We start from the raw sequence: 23,480 nt of genomic DNA on the forward strand, positions 1-23,480 counted from the left end.
GCATCACTCCCCCGCGGTGGTGGGGCCACTATAGACCGGCAGTCCCGCGGGTTGGGCTTCGAGGTGGGCGCGGTCTGCCTGCCCCGCTAGGCGCGGCCCCATGCTTGGGGTGACACCATCAATCGTGAGTCGGTTTACCAGCGTGGTGATGAAGAACCCGATGCCGCCGATGAGGGCGATTGTCCACTCTGGGGCGTCCGCATAGTAGACGGGTAGCACACCGGCCACCCACGCTACGGCCTGCAAGATCAGCATGATGGTGCCCTTGTAGCGCAGCCACCACGGCTGCTCACGAAGTTCTTTCGCTACCGCGTCGGCCACCTGCTCCGACACACCAGCCACCAGATTCTGCTTATAATGCTTCCCCATTAGGACTGTCCTTTCTTGAGATTAGCGATGTCATGCCGGGCGGCAGCCACACCATCCACCAGTGTCAGGTTGCGGCCCTGCTCGTCCTGCCCCAGCTGCTCCCAGCCTGGGTATTCACCGTAGTTTCGCCCGCCGGTGAGCTGCTGGCGGATATCCTTCACATCCGACCCGATCGGATTAGTGATGCGGATATCCACGTAATCTTTGATTTCCTGCGAGCGGCGGTCGATGTGCTCGAGGATGCGGTCAATTTCAGCCATGGTTAATTCCTCCGTCTTGTGGCCTGTGAATAAGGCAGATAATTCTGCCCTGGTGCCTCTGAAAGCGTTGATATCTACGGTGTAGCCCGCGACCTGCGCGTTCGAACCGTACTGCCAAATAGCGGGCTTCTGATTACCGAGCGGATAATCCCACTGGCGGTGATTGTCGCCGGGGTAAATCTCCGCTGGTGTGCCGCGCCGATTCTGCCCATACGCGGCTACCCAGAATGCGCCGTATTGGTGAGAATCCGGCTCGCTAGGTGCTACGCGGCCCTCCCAGTAGGGGACGTAAGAATACGTGCCGATGACCCGCACGCCGTGACGTTCAAACTCGCGTTTACATTCCGAAATGTGGTCACGGTGAAGCCCGGCTGGGGTCTCCACATCAATCCACACGGGACGCTTCTTATCCCCCATGACCTGCACGGAGGCCCGCACTTGCTGCGCCACGGTCGTACCCTCGCTGGGGTTGCGGAGGTAGTGGTAGGCGGCGGTGATGAGGCCTGCGGATTCCGCATCATCAAGGTGGGAGCGGTACGTGCGGTCTTTGTAGGTGCCGTCGGTGGTGCGGATGATGGCGAAGCTGATGCCCTCGTCGGCGGCGCGACGGAGACTCATTCCGTCTTGATGCTCACTAACATCAACCCCGAAGAGGGTGCCCCGGTGGCCTGTGGGGCGTGGGGCGGGCGCTGCTTCACCGGGCCATCGTGCCCCACGTAGCACCTGCTGCGGGTCAAGAATCGTCTGCCCTACCACGCGCTGCGCGGGGCTAACCCACGTGTGCCGATACACCTCAAGATGGAGATGAGGCGCGACACCGCCGTTAGTGTTCGAGTCGGGATTAATCCTGCCGATGCGCTGCCCCTCACGCACCTGCTGCCCAACACGCACCTCGGGGATTATATGGCCGTATACGGACTCATTGCCCCCGACGCTTGCGGGGTGATCGAGGCGAATCCACTGGCCGAAACCGCTAGCGGCACCGGCCTGGACGACCGTGCCGTCCTTGATTGCGTAGATTGGTTTGCCGCCGGAGCCTCCAGCGACACCGTAATCTACACCCCAATGTGTGGCTCCCCACCGTGGGCCTAGCGGACTGGTGACCACGAAGCCTTTATCAACTGGCATAGTAACCATGAGCGCCCTCCTTTCGGGTATAAGTGTGCCCCCGTGACCTGGGCGGTCAGCGGGGGGCTGTGGGGTTATTCGCTGGTTTCTTCCCAGCTGTCGTCGGTGCCGGGTTCGGCGCGGTTGCCGTCTGTGGTGGAGCGCCATTGCTTGCCCTGGTGGGTGACTTCCGCGCCCGCGGGGTAGAGCTCGTCCTTGTTGGCGGGTTCTTTCCACGCTGGCACGCCCGGTGCCTCCTCTGGCACCTCCGGCACCGTGTCCCCTGGCTCCGGCACCGTGTCCTCCTTGGGAGGGTTGTAGACTTCCCAACCCGAATCAGGGGCGGACGGGCGGGCGTAATTCAGCCCGTCAGCGCGGTTGATGTAGATACGGCCCTCGTCCAGTACCGCATCACCCCGCATGTAGGCGCGGGACTTCCTCCCCTGTGGGTTATGCCACGCGGGCACGATACCGTCGCCGTTAATCGCGGCTTCCTCAGTCGCCACCTCCGGGCGAGTAATCTCACCCTGCGCGGCAAGGTCTTTCACCAATTCCACCTCGGCCTCCTGCACGGCTGGTAGGGCCTGGCGGCGCTGTACCTCATCGTCGAAAATCCAGCGTCGTAGCTCCGCAAAATCAGCGCCATTTAGGGCCTGAATCTGCTGCTTAATAGTCTCCATTAATACTCCTTAAATACGTTCCCAGTAGGTCTCCCATGCGCCTGGGCCGGTATCTCTACCTGGGAAATTCTCTGATTTACCGGTGTGTGCCACGCGGGCCTTATACCTCTTAAAGGTCGAATGCTTCTGCGAATACGCGGTGACGGTATCCCCGGCGACGTACTCGGTGCCCTCTGACCAATTGCCCCTGTCTTGCCCGCCTTGTGTTGGCGGCTCCGGCTCCGGTTCGGGTTGCGGGGTCACGCTACCCCCCTACGGGGTCAATGCCGAAAAAGTGAATGATGGCAAAACCGTCACCGCCTGCGCCAGAAGAACGTCCCCCAAGGTTATTTATGAGTTTGCCACCGCCCCCACCCATCTCACCGGACGATGGGTTCATAATGTGAGCACGACCTGCCGTTTGCGGCCTGTACCGTGACCCAGGAGCACGATTCAGATAGAGGGCTTCACGCTCCGGTAGCCAATTCCAGCCATCTTCCGTGCCATCAAACTCACCCTCGCCAGTACGTGGGGCACCACCGTTTGCAGTCCACGTTGATTGAGCATTCCACCCATTGAATCGTGTAGCGCCACCACTATTGCCGTAGTTACTGACACTTGTGACGGGGCGGCCTCCTGCACCGACGTTGACGCTTGCGCGCCTACCGGGGTTTTCTGTCAGGTCGATGGTCAGTAGGCGAATTTGCCCACCGCCTCCACCACCGCCCTTTTGCTCCCTGAGCTCGGAATTACGGTAGCCGCCGCTAGCGCCACCACCGGAAATGAAAATGCTCATAAAACTCGCCCACTCCGGCACGTCCACGGCGAGGGTTCCGGGTGTGGTTTTTCGCCATTCCTCCACCCGATTCCAAATGAGGTTGTCGCCTGCGAGGAGTGCACCTGCCTCAATGAGGCCCATGCGTACGTCCGTGATGTCGGCCTGATTAATCATCGGCATGGGTCTACCCCCTCACGATGTAGAGAGTATTAGCGTCTTTACGGCTAATGCGGTCATACTCCGCTTTAGTGCCCGTCCAGAACGCACCGCCCGCGCCGCCGGATTCCAGTGCTCCTACACGGTCACGCACGCTACCGACCTGCTTATCTACGTATTTCTTATTGACTACGTGCTCCGTTTTTTGTGGCTCACCGTAGGCCTTTACCCAGCCATCATCGTCCGTGACAACGACATGCTTGCTATGGGGGAACGCTCCAGGGTCACCTATCGTCGAGGTAACACCTTTAGAGCCGAAAAAGTCAGAATCGCCCACGTACTCCGCTAGGCGGTCAAGTACCGCAGCCTTGTTCTGCTTACCATCCACCGCGCTGTCCACGTAGTGCTTGGTGGCCGCGTGACTATCACCCGATGGGGTTGGCAGGCCGCGCAGTTGATTATCCCGCATGTGCACGGCGGTTTGGTGCTCGAAAGTATTCCGGTCAGCCTGGAAAAGACCCGTGAAATTCGTCTTATCCCACGCACCGAATTTCCCGGCCGCATTCGTGAAAAACTCGTACTCATGCTGGCCGTTCTTCAAGAACAAGGATGTGGAAAAATTGCCCGACCCATCATGCACCAGCGAGAAATGCTTCCCCATCTCCACGCCGTCCTGACCCCGGCGCACCACATCAGATAGCTGCTCCACCTTGGCGTACTGGGAGAAGTCGATACCTTCCACGGTGCCGGGTGGGCCCTGCGGGCCACGCTGGCCTTGCGGGCCGGTCAGGTGTGGGGATTGCTTGCCGTTGACCGTGACCTGGTCACCATCCCATGAGGTAGATTCTGCGATTTCACGTATCTGCTGTGCGGATTCATCGGCTCGCCCGGCGGCACCCTCCGCGTCACCAGCAGACGATGCAGCCTTAGTGGCGTGCCCCTCAGCCGTGGACGCGTGCCCCTGCGCGGCATCACGGGCCTCCTTAGCCCCATCCCACGCCGTGCGGGCCTCACTCCGTGCCCCCTCGGCACGGTCAGCAGACCTAGAGGATTCCTCCGCCGACTGCTGCGCCCGAGACGCATGCCCCTCAGCAGTAGTGGCATGGCCCTTAGCCTCCTCAGCCGACGACGCGGCAGCCTCAGCCTGACCCCGCGCCAACGACACCTGCTCCTGCGCCGCATTGGCGTGCCCCTCGGCCGTGGAAGCGTGGCCCTGAGCGGCAGACTCCGATTCCGCTGCCGCCGACTCACTCCCCGACGCACGACCAGCCGAAGCCTCCGCCGCAGAAGCCGACCCCCGAGCCTCCTCAGCAAAACCAGACGCATCACTAGCCGACGAAGCCGCCGCCTCCGCATCCTCACGCGACTTCACCAAACGCGAATCCATCGCCGACTCAAACGACTTCAACTTCCCCGATAAGCCAACCGGGATAGGGACATGCAAAAAGTCCCACCCGTCAACCTCAATCATCGCCCGACCAGTGCGGACAATATCATCATCATCAACGAATCGGCCTTTAACGCTGCCGCTAATTTCCTCCATCATCGCCTCCCTTATAGACGCTGCGATATGGAAGAAATTATGAGCCAAGCGCGTTTGCGGTTAGTTATTGGAGGAGCCGCCGCCGTATCCTCCGCCGGTGTGAATCTGGTACATCACCATCGCGTTATTCACCGAGCCTAGCGGCAATTTGACCTCCAGAACTCGGCCGTTAAGCATCGTCAGCTCCTCACGGTAAAGCGCGCCATTATCGTATTGCACGGATGCGATAACCGATCCAGACCAAGTTCCCTTGCCCTCAATCTTGAGCGTGCGACTGAACCGGGGCATGTCGATACGGATATGAGAATCCCACACCGCCTGCTCTTTCGCCGCATACAGCATACGAGTCATATCCCGAGACATGGACTCCTGCGCATACTGCAGGGCCTCATCGGCCCGCCTATTGGCCTGCGAGGTGCGCTGGTTCGCCTCCGCAAGCTTCCGGTTTAAGGCGATGTTTTCCGCGAGGACTTCCTGAATCTTGACGTTCGCCTCATTAATCTGCTCCTGCTTCAATCGGAACTCATTCGTGATGGAGTTGAACTCACCCTGCCGCCCCCATAGGCGGGCTTGGAGCTGCGCATCATACTCCGAGAAGTCCGCCTGCTTTACGGTCTTAGCAATCTCCGCCGATAGGTCACCCATCGACTCCTGCAGCGGCTTCGCGGAATCATCAACGATCGCTTTCACCGCACCCTTAGGCACCTTGCGGGAGGGGGCGAGGAGTGCCTTACGGCCTGCTTTCTCCTGCGCCTGCATCTTCCGTTCCAGCGAGGCCATGACGCCGTTCTCTTCACGACCGAGAATGGGTTCTACCTCAAGCACCGATGTAGAAGAGGATTTAAGAGTGTAGCCCATAATGACCTCGGACACGCGAGTATCTTTATCCACGAAGCTCACCCGGTCGCCCGGCTTCCAGCCCGGCACTACTCGCCCATCCGGCAGGGTCACATCATCACCAAATACGACGGTTTGATGATGGCCGGGGGCGAGACTCATCGCGGTGGCCCCTTGGGATCGTGCCCACTCGCGGGCTATCTCCGCCGTCGGATTCGTACCACCGGTCGAGGATAAATTCATGTACTTTTCGCGGAGGAAGAACGGGCCTGCCTGAGCGATGTTTACACGCCCGCCCGCCTTACTGAATGAAACTTCGGTTCCGTCAATCGTGGCGTGAGGCTGCACATCAATATCCAGTTTTTCCACCTCACTGGGGAAGCCGGAGGAGGTGGGTAGGTAGGCGGAGGCGGAGTCCGCATCCATCCTCCCCACGGTGCCCTTAGGCTGCAGCACGCCGGACTCTAGGGCGGCGATGGTCTGCGCATCCAGCTGCCCACCACCGATGAGCATCGCACCATCCGGCCCCGTCTCCGTCGTCGACCACTTCCTTAGCCCGCCGCCGGGGGCGGATGAGAATACGACACCCCGCCGGTCTCGGCCTTGGTGCTGCCATACGAGCGTGCCAGGCACCTGCCGCTGTGCATCTCCCTCGGCCCGGTAGTGGGTATTATCGGCCTCGAAAGCCGTTGGGGTGGCTAGTACCCACTCCACGCCCTCTTTCCATGCGTAGGCCTCACCCCCATCGATGTAAGCGTATGCGGCTGCGGTGGTTTGGAGCTTCTCCCCCTCCGGGGTGCGTAGCAAACCAGCACCTGCACACGCCTCCAGCTTGCCCACACGGCCATCCTCAAATGTTCCCCGCCCCCAGTGGGTTACAAAGTGCGGACGGTGCGCACGAGCACCCGGCCCGCCACGTACCTCCTCACGACTTGTGACGAACACCTCCGCCGGATCGAGCTTGTCGTAATACCCGATAGGGCGCTCCACCAACGTTTCAAATGGCAGCCAGCAAATACCCGATTTCGGCTCCCCCAATACGGTGCCATCCTGTAGTTGTCCCTCGCCATGCCAGGAATTATCCGGCATCGACGGGGATTCCATCTCTAGCTCCGCGCCGACGATACGCGGCCCCGCCGTAGCGTTAGGCCACATCCCCCGCGTCAATTGCTGCTGCGCCCACCGGCGCTCCATCACGCCCGTGTAGAATTTCGCCACCCCGCGGCCTGGCACTTTCTGCCCTGGTAGGAGCTTCCGCACCTCCACAAACGAGTCCGACCCCGATAGTGGATTATCCAGCACGTCGGCTACGTAATCCTCGGTGCGTACCTCCACCTCAACCGGGTCGCCCTCCGACTCCACCAGCACGTAGGTTGGGAGGCCGGTACGAACCGCCCCGTTCGACACCAGCCGATGCGTGAGGTCACCAATATGCGTGCTCACCGTATCCGCCGAGGAGTCCGCCGCCGACGTTACCGTCGAGCGCGCCAGCATGCGGTGGAAGTGTTTGTGCTCCGACCAGAGGTTCACCTGCGCGTACTGCGTACCATCCTCATTCTGCCCAGTCTCCACCGACTCCACATACCCATCCCAATGCACACCATTGATGGTGAATGTGACCGGCACGGGAATGTGCCGACAGCGGCGGAGTAAACCAAGCTGCGGGTGATCTGCCCCGAGCGTCACCCGCCCCGTATCCACAGTCCAGTCCGCCCGCGCCTGCAGGCTCAGCTCCCGCCACGGGGCAAGCGGCCACCACCTCGACATAAACGGATCCCACACGCGGGCATCAATCTGCTCATGACGAGGGGTGTGCTTCACTACCATGCTCGACTAAACTCCGGTATCCACTCGATGGTCAGCTTGAAATCATCACCGGGGCGGGTCGCCTGCACCTCCACCTCCCCCACGTGATTCCGGTTCTCTACCGGCATCGGCCAGAATGGCACGACCATACTAAAGTCTGGCCTGCCAGCCCGGTCGGTGACGTGACGGCGTTGGGGGTGCGAGTCAATGGCCCAGCCCTCGGCGGTATGAGGTAATTCTTGCCATTCATCGGCAGCGGTCAGGCGGAGCTTCACACCCTCATGCTGGCCGGTGATGGTGAATTTCGGCCACACGTCCTGGTCGCCGTCGATGCGGAATGAGACCTTGCCGAACTCGCTATTGGAGTCGAGTTCTACCCGGTCGGTGAACCGGCGGCTGGTATTCCCTACTAGCTCCAGCTGCACCGCGACCTTAGCGAACCGCGCACCGCCTGGGGACTGAAACCACTTCACCGTCGATACATCCGCCGGGCGCACCCGCAGCCACCGGTAGCCATGCTCCGCCGAGGTAACCGATAATCCGAGGGGCTTCGACCCATCCCCCAGCTTCGTGAGGAAGCGGTCAAGCTCACCGCGTACATCACGGGACTTAACCAACACATCCAGCTTGAGGCTGTTCGTATCCGTCCGCATACCCCGCCACACACCTGCGGCATCATCCCAAATATGGTTCTTACCGAACCCAGACAGACCATCCGGTACATCCTCTAGGAAGATGCCCTCACGCCTCCGCCCCGGGCGGGATAGGGCCACCGGCTCACCATCCACACCCCACAAGGTGAGGCGAAACTTCTTATCCCATACGCGACTCATAAACAAACTCCTTATTTAACGTTGTTTAACCATGCTCGACAGCCCGGCCATAACCTTGTCCTCCAGCTGGGCGTTAACCGTCACCGCACCCGTGAACTGCGTGTCGATATTGGTGGTGTCACCACTGCCCATGCTCTCGAATACGCGGTTGGCCGCATCACGATAGGCGGCCTGTCGGCGGGCTTCCTCGCTTGCCATGCTGGAACGCTGCGCAGCATTCAGTGCACCCGGTACTACATCCGACCCGCCGAGCTGCTTAGCGTACAGACCATCCACGACCGTCTCCGGCAGGCCCTCAATAATGTCTCGGCCAGCTGCTGCTGCATCCGCCGCCGTATCGGCCACGCTATCCACAATCGGGCGCATCAGGGCGTTAGCATTCCACCCGTTCTCAACATTGAGTGAAGACCACGCCCCCACATCCTCGCGGCTAATCTCACCGAAGCCGCGCTCACGCTGCGAAAGCATCATGCCCTCCGAGGAATCCGCACCCCAACCGGAACCACCGATGGACATGAGCACCGACTTGTTACCACGGTCCAGTTTGTCATTCACCCCGGCAAGCTGCTTATTCTCCTGCTGCAACTCATCCAACTGGCGCTGGAGAGTATCGCGCATCTTCGCGAGCATATCGGCCTGCGGGTTGGTTTCCTGCTTGAGGTCGAACTGCTTCCGCGCCCGCTCAATCTCGGCCTTCCGCTGCTGCCTATCCAACTCGGCTTTCTTCTTCGAAGTCAACAACTCGGCGGCCTCGGCCCCGTATTTCTGCTCCATCTGCTTCTTGTACAGCGGGAGATTGAACGCACCGGAGGTGGCGTCGAACATGTTGCCGACGTCCTCCATTGTGCCGCCAGCCATGCCCACGGCACCGCCAGCCAGAGCACCAGCCACGAGACCACCGCGGGCGGCATCCACGCGTCGTTTATCATCCGGGGAGAGCTTGTTGTACTCCTCACGGGCCTGTTCCTTGTAGGCCTTTTCCTGCGCACGGCCCTCGGCCACACTGGTACTACCCTCAACCAGCGCCTTGAAGCCAGCAACGCCTAAGCCCATCGCGGCCGGTAGGGCGGCACCGCCCGTCGCGGCGGCCATAGCACCAGCACCAGCAAGTTGCGCCAAGCCGCCAATAATCCCAGCCGCACCTTTAGCCTGCTTCTGCTTACCCTGCTGCTCACGAGCCAGAGCGGATGCGGAACTGCCCAGCATGTTTGCGGCTTCGGCGGCGGCGTTCGCCATCTCCTCCGTCGCGACCTTAAGCCGCTCATTCTGGATACGGGCCATCTCCTGCTGATAATTCAGCTCAAAGGTGGCCTCCTCCATACGGATACGCCGGTTAAACTCATTCTGCGCCGCCTCCGCACGCGTCAACTCCAGCTGCTTCTCCGCCACAGCTACGGACGAGGCGGATAGCATCGCCAGCCGGTCAGTATCCAAGGCACGCTGGGACACGTCGAGGATGCCCTTAGTGCGGATATCGGCCAGGTTGACCTCTAGGTCAGCGTGCTGGGAATTGTGGTCATGCCGGGCCATGGCAAGGTCAAACTCGGCCTGCTGCTGCGCCAACACCTCCGCATGGCGAGCATTAGCACCTTCACGTTCCAGCTCACGTAACGCTTGAGCCGCATCCATCGCGGACTTCTGCGCGTTGATATTATCCAGCTCGGACTGCTGCCGCGCATCTGCAACCGCGTTCGCCCGATCCATATTCTCGGCCATGAGACCAAGGGTGTCCGCGACGGTACCCAACCCATCAGCAATGTGGTCGGTGAGGGAAGCGACGGCCTTAATCGGTGCCATCACCAGCGCAGTATTGTATTTAATCTGCGCCTGCTCCAGCTCGCGGATAGCCTTCTCCTCCGCCTCACGGGCGTCGGTTAGCTCCTGCTCGGCCTCCGCAATCTGCTGCGCTGCCTTAACCTCATTATCAGAACTTTTTTCCTTGAGTTCACGGATCTTCTTCTCCGCTTTCTCAATATCTTCCGCCTTACGCTCCTGCGTATAGGAGCGGGAGATGTCCTTGTTTTTGGCCTTGTCTAGGTTCTTGTAGGCCTCCGCAAGTTTCTCCGTAGACTCCTCATCCGACTCCGTGGCGCGCTTACGCAAGTCGGCAAGTTTCTCTTCCGCTTCGGTGATGTCCATCGACGCGTTTTTCCGGTCGGCTTGCGCCTCACCCAACGCGTTAAACGCATCAATGGTTTCATCATTGACACGCAACCACACATCCCAGTTTGGGGTCTTCATGTCCAGAGCGGCAGCAACCTGCGCCTCAATACCACCCTGCCCGATAGCATCCTCTAGCTGCTTCGCGACGGAGAGGATCTGCTTCGCGGCGGGCTCGCCCATCGTGTCACGGAACGAGTTTTGCCCCACAAACGGGTTCGCGAAATTCAGGACATTATCCACCTGCCACTTAGGGATACCTGCCTGCTCCGCGAGGGCGTACGCCTGATTCTTCTGCGCCGCCGGTACACCGCCACCGATGGTTGCGCCAGGCCGGTTCGAGGCCAGGCCGGGCGCATCAAACATACTCCCCGCCGTTGGGGCGGAGATGCTGGCGTGGGAGGCGCGCTTAGCCCCACCACCACCGCCGGATGCACCACCACCAAAATCAGCGATGTCTAGGTCGGTGCCATTGCCGTTAATCGTGACGCCACCATCACCAGTGGGGCCTGCTTCCTCATCACCCGAGTTAGGCAGGTACATGAAGTTAGTGAAGCCGCGCCCGTCGAGTGGGCCTGCGGCCCCACCAATGGTGAAACCTTGGCCGGTGTTACCTCCGGATTCAATGTAGGTGCCGTCAGGCAGCATGAGGGCCGTGTGGCCATTCGCGCCTCCGCCGTAGTCATACCAACCAACCACAAGCTCATTACCATTACCGCGCCCGTTCTCGAAGCCCTTGGCGGCAAGCCACGACCCCTCCGTAACGGTGGACATGCGGGAATCGAATGGGTTCAAGCCCAGCCAGGTGTTCACAACGGCAGATACCGCGCCGGAGCAATCCATAGACGATGGGGAGAAACCGCCCATCACGTACGGCCCATTATTGTAGGGCTGGAGCTGGTCAATGACGTCAGCAGACTTGGTTTTACCACCATCAGCGAGCGCCGGAAGATCATGCGCCAGCCCGGCAAGAATCATGCGAGGGTTACCCGCATTAATCCCCATCAGCGTACGGTCGTACCGCGTCGAGGAATTATTATTGATGACCCATTCGCCAGCGTTGACGCGGGCCACGGCCCGGCCCATATTGTCCACGCCGAGGAATCCGTCTACCTGCTCCGTGCCCGGCCCGCTCGTTGGGAGCTTGTAGCCAGAATCACGGCCAACATTACGGGCCGCGTTCGGGAAACCACCACCTGCGAGGGCTGGTATCTCCCCACCCTCAGCAAACACAGGCACGCCGATACGGCCGCCATGCTGGTGGCCAAACCAGTCGCCAATCTTTTCAGCAACGATCTTGACCGTCTTAACACCGGGAATGGCGTTGAGCGCAGCGCGTGCGAGATTTGCCTTATTTACTACGTCACTATTGTCGCCCTTCATCTTTGAGTTGGTGCTGTGATTATCCACATCATCCAACTGGCTATGTGCCTGCGCAACACCAGCATCCAGCAGGAGCTTATTCAGGTCAGCCTGCGGCGTTGGGGACTGCTGGTTCAGGTACTCCAAATCACCCCGAGCTATCTCGCCATTAGCGAGGAGCTGGTCAATGAGGAGCTGAGCCGTCGGCGACGCCTCTTGGATATCCAGCTGGTCAATAATCGACCGTGCTTCATCGGCCCCAAACTGTAACGGGGTGGTATCCATGATGGTCTTAATCTCGACTGATTCATCATCAATCTCGGCCATCTTCGCGGTGATGGACTCCAAATCGCCCATAACCTTGTCATTAGGGGCGGTGATATCGTACTGGATTACTTCACCGGCATCATTCTTAATCTCTTCGTATTTAATGCCGAGTTCGTCCATCGCCTTGAGAACATCACCGTCCGGCGGGTCAACCCGAACCTTAGTGCCCTCCTCCAGCGGGTACAGCGCCGTCCAAATATTGCCCAGCGACTGCACCGCCTCACTAGCACCATCCAGCTCCACTAGCGTGCGGATAACGTCCGGTGCCAGGCCATAAGATTCAAGGACGTGGCTCCACTGCTCATCGAACTCGGCACCAGTCAGCCCCATCTGCTCACGCAGATTATCCAGCTGGGGTGACATCTGCTCCCAAATGCCACTAATATCACCGCCGCTAGTGGCCACATTCATCAGCTGGCTCGACATATCGCCCAGCGTGTCGGAGAGAGCACGAGCATTCTGGTTCGTGTAATCCAGCTTCTCCCCATTGAATAAGGACTCACCCAGGCCATACTCGGCCTTGGCGATGCCCTCCATCTTCTGCCCCAGCTCCTCAATGTGCTGGGCTGCCTCCATGTTGGCTTGGTCGGCGGTCTGCGCCATGAGGCCCATAGCCTGCATGGTCGATTTCAGGGCGGAGAGTTTATCCTCTGCGGAGGCGGAGGAGTCCGCTAGGGTGCTGATACCAGCAGCGGCTTGCGCAGCAGCCGGGTCAAGCTCACGGGCGGCCTCCGCCGCCTCTAAGGCCTTTTCGCGGGCCTCCCGTAGTCGTTCCGCAGCGACCCGGCCTGCTTCTTCATTGTTGTTCCAGAAACTCCCGCCGGTATTCTCCAGCTCATTAAGCATCTGCTGGTATTCGCTGCCACCCTCAGCGACGATGCGGCCCAAATCATCCCACGCATGGCCATTATCCTCCAGCTTCCCCTTGATCATGTCGAAGGAGTCGCCCATCACCTGCAGTTCGTGATTGATCTGCATGGTGTTCATGCCATCTAATTCGTCAGGGGAAAGGCCTAACTGGTTCTTATCCAGCTTGGCGAAGAACCCATCTAGGGATTCTCCGACGCGCTCAATATCAGCCACCGCGCCTTGGGCGACCTTCCCCAGATCCTCCATCTGTAGGTCATTCAAAGCGCCCTTGGTGCCAGCCAAGCTAGCGTTGAGACGTAGGAGCGCCGCATCCGCTTCGCCAGTAGTCTCAGTGAACTTCGCCTGCGCATCACTAGCGCGTTTCGACGCGCCGACAATTTCAGTGACGGCAAAGGCGGCTGCGCCCATAGCAATCATCCACGGGCCGCCTAAAGCGTCTACCACACCACCGGCGGCGCTCTTAATGCCGGACATACCGGCCTTAACCACGCCGGTAGACCGAGCAAATTTCTTACCGCTATTAGCCGCATTATTATAGGCGACACCCATGCCCGCCAAGGCGGAGTTCTGGCTAGTCGCTGCGAGCTGAGTAGCGGCAGTGAACGTGGAGATTTCCCGGCCCGTGGCACGGTAGTAGGTCTTGAGGTCTCGAACGCCCTTGCCAGTGTCCACAACGGCGGTTTTGAACGCCGTCATCTTCCCGGCGGCATTCTGCCCCATCGTGGTGTTAAGCGCGGCCTGCGCAACCTTGAGCGCCACAATGGCCTTGGTCGCATCCTTAATCGGATCCGGCAGATTCATCACAGCCTCACCCATCGACACGATGGGCGACACGTCAATATCCTTAATCCACCGGGTCATGCCCTGGGCGGACACGCGGACTTTCTCTGCACCGGCCTTAATCGCAGGGGATAGCTTTTCGAACACGGCGGCGGCTGTGTTGTTCAGCTCCGCACCCATATTTTTCAGGGTGCCTGAGGTGGTCTCCGCCATCTCGCCCATAACGCCGGAGAGGGACTGCACGGAACCCGCAGCGCCCTCCGAACCGTTAATGATGCCGTCCGTGAGGGCCTTAATTCCCTCCTCTGCTGGCACCGCGCCGGAGGAGACCATCTTCTGCATTTCCTCGGTGGTGACACCGAAGTGGTTTGCGAGGATAGCGAGGCCCTGCACACCACCATCGGCGAGGCGGTTTAGGGTCTCCATCGAGATTTTGCCGGAGGCGGCGGCCTGACCGAACGCATCCGACATGTTGAGGAGGGCTTCCTCACCCTTGCCGGTGGCGGCGGCGGCCTCACCCAAGGCGGTGACGGTCTGGTTTGCCTGCTCCGCTTCAATACCAAAGGCGACGAGGGTCTTACCTGCGTTAGCCCACGCGTCGAACGAGTAGGTGGAGCGCATGTTCGACTCGACGAGCTTATCCATGTAGGCGGAGGCCTCATCCGCCGACCCCATCATCACACCAAGGGCCTTGGTCGTGTCCTCAATGGAGGTGACCTTAGAGAAGCCGTTCTGCATGACCTGTGCGGCACCCGCCACACCAGCAATACCGGCGGCGAAACCACCGAGCTTGCCGACATTATTCCGTAGCTTGGAGGAGAACGTATCCGTGGATGCCCCGGCGGAATCGAACTCACCGCCCACGCGGGACACGGAGGCGGCAGTCTGGTCAAGGCTGGAGGAGGCCTCCTTAGCCGCCCCGGCGGCCCGCTCCAGAGGCGCGGAGTCCGCACGAGGCGACACGCGCTTATTTGCTACCTTATCCAGCTCGGAGGAAGCGGCGGCGGTGGAGGATTGAATCTTATCCACGCCCGACGTATCTGCCTGTGGGGCGACCTTCTTCTTCGAGGTCTTATCTAGCGCACTATCTGCCTTACGGGTGGAGCGCTCCAGTTTCTCCACCCCGCCCGTATCGGACTTCGGGGAGATAGTCTTTCGGGATAGGCGTTGGAATGATTGGTCAGCCTGACGGGCTTTCTGCTCAACCTGACTAATCTGGCGGTCGAAGTCGCCAGTGTCTACGGTGATTGTGAATCCGAGATCTCCGAGGTCAAGCGCAGCCATGCTAATGCTCCTTTTTTAGCGTTGGTGTTTTCCGCAGCCCCAACCCGCGAGCAAGCGCGGTATCTTCGCTTAGGAGGCGTACTAGCCGTATTCTGAACCAGCGCCACCTGCGGTCGGATAGAACACCTGATCCAAAATCGATGCTAAAAAAGTGCTGAAAGTCCGTCTCTATATCATCCCACCGTGAGAGGATCGACGACCAGGTGAGGACGGATTCATCCACATCTGGCTTCGCCTGGACTTGCTCCGCCCACCATTCACGGACGTACTCCCCGAACGTTTCGAGGATATAAAGGTCGGGCGGGCCACCGCCGGGGTCGTTCTCCGAGTATGCCCCCGCGTAGGGGTTGTACCAGAGGTCACTATCCTCGGCGTATGCCCACCCGTCGGGGTCGCGGCGGAGCCTATCCCACTGGTCACGCCAGCACCCCTCGGGGTCATCTAGTCTTGCTGGGAGGCGTTGTTCTTCTGCTTGAGAATATCCACTGCTTTTCCCAGCTCGCCAGTCTCAAAATAGGCCTTGGCTAGGTCATCGCCCTGCACGTACTTGAAGTGCACAGCAGATACAAGGCGCTCCAATTGGCTATAGGTGGCACCGGCCTCCATGACTTGTTCGAGGATACCGCCGCTAATCTTCGCGGTCTTGGGATTAAACTTGGAGCCGAGGAGCGGCGCAACACGCTTCCACACACCCATACCAGAGTCCTCATCGGACTTGCGGGCGTTGTAGTAGTCACGGTGGAACTCTAAGACTTGTTCTGCGGAGGGAGTGACCTTGTAGTCCTCTCCCTTGAAGGTGAATGAGATGTCGTACTCGTCGAGCTGCTCGTCGAGTTGTCCGAAGTCGGTCATGCGGGTTGCCTCCCAGTTGGTTGGTTGTTGTGTACGGGGATTAAGTGTGCCGCCTGACGGGGTGCGGTCAGGGGTATGAGTAAAGGCCCGCACAAGGATGGTGTTCCTCATACGGGCCTTTGCCCTGTGACTACGAACCCCCTAAGGGGCTTATCCCCTGGTTTATGCGGCCAGGGATTCGGAGTCGGTATCCCCCTCGGAACCGGCCTCTTCCTCACCGCGAGAATCATCAACGGAACCTGCGGATTCCTCTTCCTCTTCACCGGTGGAGACGTTCGGCACGCCCTGCGGGTGAATAATCTTCAGGAGTTCCTCCACATCCACCGGCTCGGATTCCTGACGCTCCGCACCCTTCTTCACAGAGTGAATACGGGTCGGCTCACACGAGGACTTCAAATCAGAGGTGAACGTGCGGAGGTCGTTAGCGCCGCCGGAGCCGGAGGTAAAGCTGTTAGTAGCAGTACCTTCCCAGCCCTCATCAATGTCGGTGCGCCATACACGGAAGTCAACCTTGCCGTCCGCGCCGAGTTCCTCGCCGGTGGCCTTGAGGAGCTGCTGATCCTCGGTGAGGAGGTCGAGGTCACCCTTGCGGGCGAACTGGCCTTCAACCGAGACGGTCAGGGAGCGGGAGGTCTTTTCCTCGGACGTCCAGCCGTTGGAGTCAATGTCGGATGCATCGACGGTCTGGGTTTCGATGTTTGGGGAGAGGGAGGTGACGCCGCGAACAAACTTGTATTCTGCCGCGTCGGCACCTACGGGCTTGACTTGTAGTGCCCAGCCTCGGTTGAGCTGTTTGTTCAGCTCGCACGAGTTGGGAGCAGTCGCGAACTTGGTGTTAGCCATTGCTGTGCGCTCCTAAGAGTCGGTCGGATTGGGTGCTGCCAGCGTGGCCGAGTAGGTGTCTACGGCGTGCCAGCGGTCGTTGCTGTCCAGTAGTGGTGGATCATTGATGATCCTCCTGCAGGATAGGAGCCGCGTGTGCGCGGTCAGCTCAATGTCTGTGAGGTCGTGGAGGTGCTTGTAAGCCTCGGCGGCATCATCGAGCGGGGTGTTGTGGTCGCGGGGTGCGCCACGGAATGCGAGACTAAAGCGGAGGCTTGGATTAGAGTCGGACACGCTCTCATCGATGATGATGTTGAAGATGGTGAGGGCGCGGTCTGGGTTATCCTCCAGCCGGTACGCAAACACCGCCGGGATACCATTCACCTCACGCTGGTTTACGCCGGGGCGGGCGCATACCCCACAGTTGGCGAGGTATTCGGCTATGTCGTAGACCACGGTCTGCCGGTACGAGGCCCGCCGCGTGTTATCTTGATGAAACTCGGCCATTGGGGTTAGATTCCTCCCTTGATGTGGTTCCGGATTACCTGCGCAACCCTGTCCGCGTTCTCATTCTTCGCTGTCTCCAAGTATTTGGCTTGCCCGGCCCTCGGGTGGTTCCAGCCGGTTTCCTCATGCTGGCGGCGGATGTACGGCAGTCCCCCATATCGGACACCACCTGCCACCTCACTACCCGATGCTTGTGCGGGTATTGTGCTGGCGGATTGGCGGAGGTTACCCGTTTCGCCCAGCGGGGTGAGTGGTACGGCTGCGGCCTCCACTACCTGCGCCGCCGAGGTGACACCGCGCTGCGCCCCGGCTTGAATCTGTTTCTTCACCGCGTCGCCTTTCCAGTGGAGGGTCATACGATCGTCACCTCCACATGGTCGGGGGTCAGGCCTGTGCCGGAGTAGGCTCGGCGTGCGCTCACTACCTTGCGTTGGGGTTTCGCCCCGAAATCATCCGGCAGGGTGAGCACATCACCCGGCTCGGGTAGCGGCCCGTCCACATCCCAGTTGATGGTACCGGCGGCTAACACTTCTTCCCCGTGCTGATTAAGGGCGCGGTGCGACTCCATATTGATGGATGCTTTCACCGTCTCCCCCGGCGTGAATGTAGTGCCACGCATGGTGCGGATTTCCTCCCCCTGTAACTGAACGTCATGCCGGAACCAGAGGTCACGGAGCGTATCGCTGGTTTTACTGCGCTTGCTCATACCCTGTTACACCGCCAGCCATGGTTTGCCGGAGAGGAGGCCCGCATCATCCAGAATCAACTGCGCCCCCAACGCCAGGCCACCATTGAGGAGTAGCGACCTAGCCTTGGTGGCCTCTGAATAGTCCAGCGTGATGGAGGAACCGTTATTAGTCGAGGAGGATACGATAGCCTCCGCCGTAGCTCCCCCGGTCTCTAATTCGTCGAGGATGCCAGCATCCACCCACGCTTGAATCTGCGCGCTCGTCGCATATTTGAACGCATCCACCACGAACTGGTTGGTGGGCATCCCGGCCTCGTCCACCTCATAGATAGCGCCGCGTGTTGCCCGCCGCATGAGGATGGAAGCATAGTTAATGAGCCGGTCGAGGCGGGCATCCTCCAACTCCTCATAGAGGTCAGTGTCGGCATCGTTGAGGAGTTCAGTCCGGTCAATGTAATTCATCTGTAGCCGCATAAGCGGGCCTCCCTAAAAGAATGATTATGGGGTTTAGATACAAGAAAGCGGGGAGGAGAAAATAACCACCCTGCGCGCCACGTCACCAAACAGCAACGTCACCTAACAGCACGCGAATAATTATCTTCGCCCTCCCCGCCAAGCTCACAGAGGAAGACAGTGCACCGGCCCTACTGGACTCCAGCCAGCACACCCCTCACCCCTGCGGCGATAGCAGGCTCAAACAGCCTTACATCTCGGCGTCGACGGCAGTACCACCGCCACCACCAAGGGTGCCTTCCTTCACGTCCGCATCGAGGGTGACGACGCCCTTCGGGCGAACCACGGCAGCGCCGGAGACCATGAGGCCGCGAACAATATCGCCGAAGCGATCCGGGTCGCGGAAAGCCTCCAAGGTGCGGAGCTGGGAAGCGTACGCCAGGGCGCCCTGGACACCAGCAATGATGGTTTCCTTACCGCCGGTGGTCGGTGCGTTGACGGACTGGTAAATATTCAATCCGAGCTGCGGCAGGGTGGAAATAAGGCCGTTGCGGGCCACGATGTCGGTACCGGCGGCGTGAGCCTGGGTTACACGACGGTCAGCCAGCAGCGCGGAGCCGAAGTTCGGGCCGACAACAACCCAGCGTGGGGAGGTCGGTGCGGACACCTTGTTCAGCTCCAACGCCATGCGGCGGAGCGCATCCCACGCGGTGATCTGCTTATCGTTCGGGCGGTAGAAGTCAGCGCCGTCGAAGATGGGGACGGTGTTCAGCTTCTTGCCCGCGCCGTCCTTGAGCTTCTTCGCAATGTCGGTGTCCACCTCGTTAGCCATTGCGGAGCCGTGCTCGTTGGTGGCGGCGGAACGGAAGTCACCTGCGGCCTGGATGGCATCAACATCGTTGACGCGGAAGCCGTAGTAACGCTCCGTATCCATCACCAACTTCACATCGGTGGTTTCAACATCGTCGTACTCAAGGTCTTGGGTACGGTCGTGCGTCTTGATGTTGGCGGCGCCGATGGTGTTGATGTGGACGGTATCGCCGGAGTTCTGCAGCATCGCCTGGAAGCGAGTGTCCGCGATTTCCGGCTGCGCGTAGATGAGAGACTTCTGGTAGGGGACTTCCAGGCTTGGTGCCCAGAGCTTAGGGATGAAATTCTCAACGGACATGTAGTGTCTCCTAGTTCTTGTAGAGGTGTTCCAGCTTGCCCTGCTTCGTCAACTCGAAGATTTCCTCGGCGCTCATATCGTCGAGGTCGTCAACGGTGTACTTTTTCGGGCCGCTGTTATCGGTCGGATTAGACGTGTTACCGGAGGATACGGGCGCCGCCTGGGCGCGTAGCTTCGGATTGGCGTCTACCGTCTCCTGAACGAGTTCCTCCACCTGGGAGGTGTAGTTTTCGGCGGACGGGTCGAGGTTCGCAAGCGCGTTGGAACCTCGCAGGTACGGGACGATGAGGGCAGGGTCACCCTTAGCCTTGGAGACCGCCGCATTCAGCGCGGTGGTTTCACGGAGCTGCCGGTTCTCCTGCTCTTGGGCTTCCAACTTCTCCTTGTAGGAGTTGATGACCTCCTCCGGCGTTGCTTCCTCCTCAACGCCGGAGAGCTTAGCCAGGAAGCCGCGCATTTCCTCAAACTTGGAATTGAGTTCAGAATACTTGCTGGATAGTTCCGCGTTCTTCTTCTCCTCATCACGGAGGCTGGTACGACGCGCCGCCGACTCTTTGCGCAGCTTTTTCAGCTCCTTTTCCACGTCGAAGTTGTCCTGCTCAGTCTCATTGGCCTGGGCAGTTTCTTCCTCGTGGTGGGTGGTGGCGTTCTGCTGGGCCTCCTGGGTCTCAGCATTCTGCTGTTCACCCTGCGGGGTGTTCTGCTGGTCGGTGGTCGTGTTGGTTGCCTGTTCATCGGCCATTGTGATGAGTCCTCCCGTAACTGTGCTTGTGAGTTCGTCGTGGACGGCTCCTGTCCGCTCCACAAGTAGGAGTATGCCCCAGGCGTGTGTGCGGTCAGTTCGTACGGAGTTGCTCTCGGTGGTAGAAGCGGGAGAGGAACGAGTGCGCGCCGACGTGCTCACGCTGTACCGCCTGCCAGTCTTTTACCTTCCGCTTAGCGAGGGCCGCTTCACTAGGGGTGAGGGCAACAGCTTCACGCTTCCGCCACCGGCGGATGGTGCGCTCAATCTGCCGTTGTCGTTGCGTAGCCTCGTACTGGCGTTTATTCTCCTCCGGCGTGGTTTCTGGCGCTTCGGGGGTCTTATCGCCCGGAGTGTACGCCACATCACGATGTTTACAGTTAACGTGGTGATATCCGGCGGCGATAGCGTCACGGAGAGTTGCTTTAACCGTCACAGTGACGTTACGGCCCGTGGCCGGGTCTACCATCACACGAGGCCCCGCCGGGCCGGTAATCGCCAGCAGCTCATTCTGAAACGGGAAACACTGCGGCGCCGACGCCGGGTGCCACGAAGCCCGCACCAACTCCACCCCCGTCTCCTCATACCCCCGCAGGTGCCCCTCCTGCCGGGCATTGTTCCGCATCGTGCGTACCGCCATATCGGCATACACGTCGATACTCCACCGGCGGCCTCCCTTATCCACAAACCCGGTTATACCTTTATCGGCAAACCGGTTGAGTGCTACCTGTAGGGCGCGGGGATGATTCATGCCCTCCACAGTGGCGGTCCTGACGGTGGTCATCGTGACTTGCCGGTACACGTCCCTAATCTCCCGGGCCACCATCACGTGCTGTGAGCGGAGCGCCGCCGCCGTCTCCGACGAGATACCGCGCCACGCATCAGGCTGAACGCCCCCCGCCTGCAATTCCGCCCCGACTTCCTCATACACGGCACGTATCGCCGCATCATACTCATCGGCGGCAACCCGACCGGCCTGTGATTCCACCAAACCACCGACACGGTTCAGCTGCTTCGCGACCGTATCCAAAAGGATATTCAGCTGGCGTTGCCGCGCCTGCGGGGTATCCGCCTCCAACGCTTTACTAATCGCATCACGCAAAGCGAGAAGTAGCACCAGCTCAACATCCTCATACATGCCGACGAGGCGACGCGCCCCAGCATCCCCATCATTAGGCATCGTCACCAGCATCACCCGTGCTAAATGGTGCGTCGCCCGGCTCCAACGTTAGGGGGTCGAATGCGTTCCGCGCTCGTTCGTCAGCCCGGATAGCTGCCACTTCATCTTCCACCTGGTCGGGCGTCCACTCCGGGTGCTGCTTCCGCACCGCCGTGGAGAGGGACATAATGCCCGCCGAGTAGGAGGAGGCGGCGGCGGTAATCAGCTCATTATCATTCACCTCAACCTGGTCAGGTAAGGCCACCAACACGGGCTGGGTTGGCGGGGTGTAGCCGTTGAGGTCGGCATCCAGCTGGAGGTATGCGGTGAGCATAGCGGAGAGATGCGCCCGCTCCATCCGCGACTTGGTAGCGGCGGTGGCCCGCGTCCGCTTCGTGCGTGCTTTCGTCTCCGTCGCCGTCATATCCCCCGATGCTTGCGGATCCATATCCACCGTAAATGGAGATAGTCCCAGGGCGGATACGGCCTTGCGGATATCCGAGTCAATCAGGGTGAGGTACTGCTCCACACGCATATCGAACTGGACTTGCTCAAAGGTAGGCTTATCCTCCGCGGTGACATTGGGCCTGGTCTTGAATACGTCGCGCATGAAGTCAAAGAACTCGCCCCGGCCCGGCCCCTCGGTATCGAGGAGGTTCTCATCCACGAAGAGACGCCCGCGTGCGGCCTCCACCTCATGCTGCAATTGCGACCAGTTGTGGTCAATATCCTCAAAGATTTGTGCGCCGCGTGACACGTCCGATGCGGAGTAGTAGCGGAGAAGCGGGTGGTTCCTCCACCGGCGTTGCGGATGGTAGTTCGGCATCATGTGCGCCGTTGGGGCATCCGCCCCCGTCTTGAGGATGGTGCCGTCCGTGAGGCCAATATCCATGAGGTGCTTGGTGGCCTCATGCGCCTCGAAGTCTACGGGGCGCCCAACGTTATCCTCCGTGCCCTCGTAGAGTTGGTACTCAATCTGGCCTGGGGTGTGCTCTTGAAAGAGACGGAACACCTTATCGTCCTTGCCCTCCGTAAAGGTATCCCAGAAGAGGATGGAGGATTGGCGGCCGTTCTCGAACTGGCATATCGCATTGTCCGCATCAATCCATTCAATCCACGGGTGCGGCTGCACGTTCTGGTTCCACACGACACGGCCGAACACCCACCCGAGGGAGCCTGCACTGTACACCGCATTCCACCATTGGGCGGCGAACTCGTCGGAGGTCACGAGCCGGTCGAGCGCTTCCTTAGCCCTCGTATTACCTTCATCCTCCGCCGCGAGTTCCGCCTGCGGCGGCTTGCCTGCCATGTAGTCAGCGAGGGCGGTGGTTAGCTCCTCCGCCACCGGGAGGTGGTGCGTGATGAGGTGCGACTTGCCTTTATCACTGGTGGGTCTACCGAGGAAAGCGCGGGAGGTTTTACCGACGATTCCGCCATTGAATTGACTACGGTGCTGGTATGGCTGCGGCCCGTACTGGCGGGAACGACGCTGGTTAATCACCTCGAGTTGGCCGTTGAGGATGGCATCATCGCGGCGGATGGAATCTAGGGCGGGTTCGTAATCTTTTGGCGGCCAGGGGCTCTTCGGTTCGGGCATACTCATGCGGGTTTTGCCTCCCAAAATAGGTTGAATTCAGGGCTTGCGCTGGGGCTTCTTTTGGGCATTATCCGCCGATGAGGGTTGCGGTCGGAACCCCCCGGGTTAGGCGCGGGCCAACCAATATCACCTACCGCAGCTGCCATCCTCCGCCCCAGATGCAGGAACCAGCGGAATACCCTTTTGTGTGCGCCACGGGGCCTCACCGGACCGGGCGTACAGCACTCACACCACTGAATAATGACCCCAAGGCCGGGGTGAGGTAGTGGGCTTCTTCGGGGCATCTCAATCAGGCGACAACCCACTCCCCTACTCACCCAAGTCTCACCCCACACTAACGGGGCCACTATGGGGATAGTGT

The 23,480-nt window shown here is 60.1% G+C and carries 19 protein-coding genes; all 19 read right to left on the reverse strand.

The features are described from left to right. Nucleotides 1-3 precede the first annotated feature (3 nt). The 19 genes from HMPREF1267_RS11355 to HMPREF1267_RS11450 all read right to left on the reverse strand — a co-directional run bounded on the left by HMPREF1267_RS11355 (nucleotide 4) and on the right by HMPREF1267_RS11450 (nucleotide 23,125). On the reverse strand, nucleotides 4-369 hold the full coding sequence (locus tag HMPREF1267_RS11355; protein ID WP_023029345.1) for a hypothetical protein: 366 nt from the start codon (nucleotides 367-369) through the stop codon (nucleotides 4-6). Beyond that, nucleotides 369-1,766 carry a GH25 family lysozyme gene (locus HMPREF1267_RS11360; RefSeq protein ID WP_023029346.1) on the reverse strand — a complete coding sequence of 466 codons (1,398 nt, stop codon included), beginning with the start codon at nucleotides 1,764-1,766 and terminating at the stop codon, nucleotides 369-371. Before HMPREF1267_RS11360 ends, HMPREF1267_RS11355 begins: the two co-directional genes overlap by 1 nt. 65 nt (nucleotides 1,767-1,831) lie before the next feature. Continuing rightward, nucleotides 1,832-2,416, reverse strand: coding sequence for a hypothetical protein (locus HMPREF1267_RS11365; RefSeq protein ID WP_023029347.1), 585 nt, complete (start codon nucleotides 2,414-2,416; stop codon nucleotides 1,832-1,834). A gap of 9 nt (nucleotides 2,417-2,425) precedes the next feature. Further along, nucleotides 2,426-2,659 (reverse strand): hypothetical protein, encoded by a 234-nt coding sequence (locus HMPREF1267_RS11370; RefSeq protein WP_023029348.1) that lies wholly within the window; start codon nucleotides 2,657-2,659, stop codon nucleotides 2,426-2,428. A 1-nt stretch (nucleotide 2,660) separates the two neighbouring features. After that, complete coding sequence (locus HMPREF1267_RS11375) at nucleotides 2,661-3,353, reverse strand: glycine-rich domain-containing protein (protein ID WP_023029349.1); 693 nt, start codon at nucleotides 3,351-3,353, stop codon at nucleotides 2,661-2,663. Nucleotides 3,354-3,357: 4 nt separating this feature from the next. Beyond that, entirely contained in the window at nucleotides 3,358-4,875 is a 1,518-nt protein-coding gene (locus tag HMPREF1267_RS11380; RefSeq protein ID WP_034667279.1) for a hypothetical protein, read from the reverse strand. 57 nt (nucleotides 4,876-4,932) lie between these two features. After that, nucleotides 4,933-7,536: a hypothetical protein gene (locus tag HMPREF1267_RS11385; protein ID WP_023029351.1), complete on the reverse strand. Its 2,604-nt coding sequence runs from the start codon at nucleotides 7,534-7,536 to the stop codon at nucleotides 4,933-4,935. Then, nucleotides 7,530-8,348, reverse strand: a complete 819-nt coding sequence (locus HMPREF1267_RS12385; protein WP_023029352.1) for a hypothetical protein — start codon at nucleotides 8,346-8,348, stop codon at nucleotides 7,530-7,532. The genes HMPREF1267_RS11385 and HMPREF1267_RS12385 overlap by 7 nt, the downstream gene beginning before the upstream one ends. Nucleotides 8,349-8,363: 15 nt before the next feature. Beyond that, entirely contained in the window at nucleotides 8,364-15,131 is a 6,768-nt protein-coding gene (locus HMPREF1267_RS11400; RefSeq protein ID WP_023029353.1) for a tape measure protein, read from the reverse strand. A gap of 441 nt (nucleotides 15,132-15,572) precedes the next feature. Next, the gene (locus HMPREF1267_RS11405; protein ID WP_232215146.1) at nucleotides 15,573-16,094 is read right to left on the reverse strand and encodes a hypothetical protein; all 522 of its coding nucleotides are present in this window, start codon (nucleotides 16,092-16,094) and stop codon (nucleotides 15,573-15,575) included. A gap of 51 nt (nucleotides 16,095-16,145) precedes the next feature. After that, nucleotides 16,146-16,826 (reverse strand): phage tail tube protein, encoded by a 681-nt coding sequence (locus tag HMPREF1267_RS11410; RefSeq protein ID WP_023029355.1) that lies wholly within the window; start codon nucleotides 16,824-16,826, stop codon nucleotides 16,146-16,148. A 12-nt stretch (nucleotides 16,827-16,838) separates the two neighbouring features. Beyond that, a complete protein-coding gene (locus HMPREF1267_RS11415; RefSeq protein ID WP_023029356.1) occupies nucleotides 16,839-17,312 on the reverse strand; it encodes a minor capsid protein in 474 nt (157 codons plus the stop codon). A 5-nt stretch (nucleotides 17,313-17,317) separates the two neighbouring features. After that, a complete protein-coding gene (locus HMPREF1267_RS11420; protein ID WP_232215147.1) occupies nucleotides 17,318-17,641 on the reverse strand; it encodes a hypothetical protein in 324 nt (107 codons plus the stop codon). Between the two features lie 23 nt (nucleotides 17,642-17,664). Beyond that, nucleotides 17,665-18,018 carry a hypothetical protein gene (locus HMPREF1267_RS11425; protein ID WP_034667286.1) on the reverse strand — a complete coding sequence of 118 codons (354 nt, stop codon included), beginning with the start codon at nucleotides 18,016-18,018 and terminating at the stop codon, nucleotides 17,665-17,667. 6 nt (nucleotides 18,019-18,024) lie between these two features. Further along, complete coding sequence (locus HMPREF1267_RS11430) at nucleotides 18,025-18,462, reverse strand: hypothetical protein (protein WP_232215148.1); 438 nt, start codon at nucleotides 18,460-18,462, stop codon at nucleotides 18,025-18,027. Nucleotides 18,463-18,703: 241 nt separating this feature from the next. Then, on the reverse strand, nucleotides 18,704-19,621 hold the full coding sequence (locus tag HMPREF1267_RS11435) for a phage capsid protein (RefSeq protein WP_023029360.1): 918 nt from the start codon (nucleotides 19,619-19,621) through the stop codon (nucleotides 18,704-18,706). Nucleotides 19,622-19,631: 10 nt separating this feature from the next. Further along, complete coding sequence (locus tag HMPREF1267_RS11440) at nucleotides 19,632-20,363, reverse strand: hypothetical protein (protein WP_023029361.1); 732 nt, start codon at nucleotides 20,361-20,363, stop codon at nucleotides 19,632-19,634. 94 nt (nucleotides 20,364-20,457) lie between these two features. Beyond that, entirely contained in the window at nucleotides 20,458-21,543 is a 1,086-nt protein-coding gene (locus HMPREF1267_RS11445; RefSeq protein WP_034667425.1) for a phage minor capsid protein, read from the reverse strand. Further along, nucleotides 21,536-23,125: a phage portal protein gene (locus HMPREF1267_RS11450; RefSeq protein ID WP_023029363.1), complete on the reverse strand. Its 1,590-nt coding sequence runs from the start codon at nucleotides 23,123-23,125 to the stop codon at nucleotides 21,536-21,538. The genes HMPREF1267_RS11445 and HMPREF1267_RS11450 overlap by 8 nt, the downstream gene beginning before the upstream one ends. Between the last annotated feature and the right edge of the window lie 355 nt (nucleotides 23,126-23,480).

This window comes from Corynebacterium sp. KPL1824 (assembly GCF_000478095.1).
GTDB classification, from domain to species: domain Bacteria; phylum Actinomycetota; class Actinomycetes; order Mycobacteriales; family Mycobacteriaceae; genus Corynebacterium; species Corynebacterium accolens.

Bases quoted from the DNA above. Each gene is read 5' to 3' on its own strand.
- HMPREF1267_RS11360 (WP_023029346.1), bottom strand. From the start codon at position 1,766: ATGGTTACTATGCCAGTTGATAAAGGCTTCGTGGTCACCAGTCCGCTA.
- HMPREF1267_RS11445 (WP_034667425.1), bottom strand. From the start codon at position 21,543: ATGCCTAATGATGGGGATGCTGGGGCGCGTCGCCTCGTCGGCATGTAT.
- HMPREF1267_RS11380 (WP_034667279.1), bottom strand. From the start codon at position 4,875: ATGATGGAGGAAATTAGCGGCAGCGTTAAAGGCCGATTCGTTGATGAT.
- HMPREF1267_RS11405 (WP_232215146.1), bottom strand. From the start codon at position 16,094: ATGAGGAACACCATCCTTGTGCGGGCCTTTACTCATACCCCTGACCGC.
- HMPREF1267_RS11450 (WP_023029363.1), bottom strand. From the start codon at position 23,125: ATGAGTATGCCCGAACCGAAGAGCCCCTGGCCGCCAAAAGATTACGAA.
- HMPREF1267_RS11365 (WP_023029347.1), bottom strand. From the start codon at position 2,416: ATGGAGACTATTAAGCAGCAGATTCAGGCCCTAAATGGCGCTGATTTT.
- HMPREF1267_RS11355 (WP_023029345.1), bottom strand. From the start codon at position 369: ATGGGGAAGCATTATAAGCAGAATCTGGTGGCTGGTGTGTCGGAGCAG.
- HMPREF1267_RS11375 (WP_023029349.1), bottom strand. From the start codon at position 3,353: ATGCCGATGATTAATCAGGCCGACATCACGGACGTACGCATGGGCCTC.
- HMPREF1267_RS11410 (WP_023029355.1), bottom strand. From the start codon at position 16,826: ATGGCTAACACCAAGTTCGCGACTGCTCCCAACTCGTGCGAGCTGAAC.
- HMPREF1267_RS11425 (WP_034667286.1), bottom strand. From the start codon at position 18,018: ATGAGCAAGCGCAGTAAAACCAGCGATACGCTCCGTGACCTCTGGTTC.
- HMPREF1267_RS11435 (WP_023029360.1), bottom strand. From the start codon at position 19,621: ATGTCCGTTGAGAATTTCATCCCTAAGCTCTGGGCACCAAGCCTGGAA.
- HMPREF1267_RS11430 (WP_232215148.1), bottom strand. From the start codon at position 18,462: ATGAATTACATTGACCGGACTGAACTCCTCAACGATGCCGACACTGAC.
- HMPREF1267_RS11415 (WP_023029356.1), bottom strand. From the start codon at position 17,312: ATGGCCGAGTTTCATCAAGATAACACGCGGCGGGCCTCGTACCGGCAG.
- HMPREF1267_RS11385 (WP_023029351.1), bottom strand. From the start codon at position 7,536: ATGGTAGTGAAGCACACCCCTCGTCATGAGCAGATTGATGCCCGCGTG.
- HMPREF1267_RS11440 (WP_023029361.1), bottom strand. From the start codon at position 20,363: ATGGCCGATGAACAGGCAACCAACACGACCACCGACCAGCAGAACACC.
- HMPREF1267_RS12385 (WP_023029352.1), bottom strand. From the start codon at position 8,348: ATGAGTCGCGTATGGGATAAGAAGTTTCGCCTCACCTTGTGGGGTGTG.
- HMPREF1267_RS11400 (WP_023029353.1), bottom strand. From the start codon at position 15,131: ATGGCTGCGCTTGACCTCGGAGATCTCGGATTCACAATCACCGTAGAC.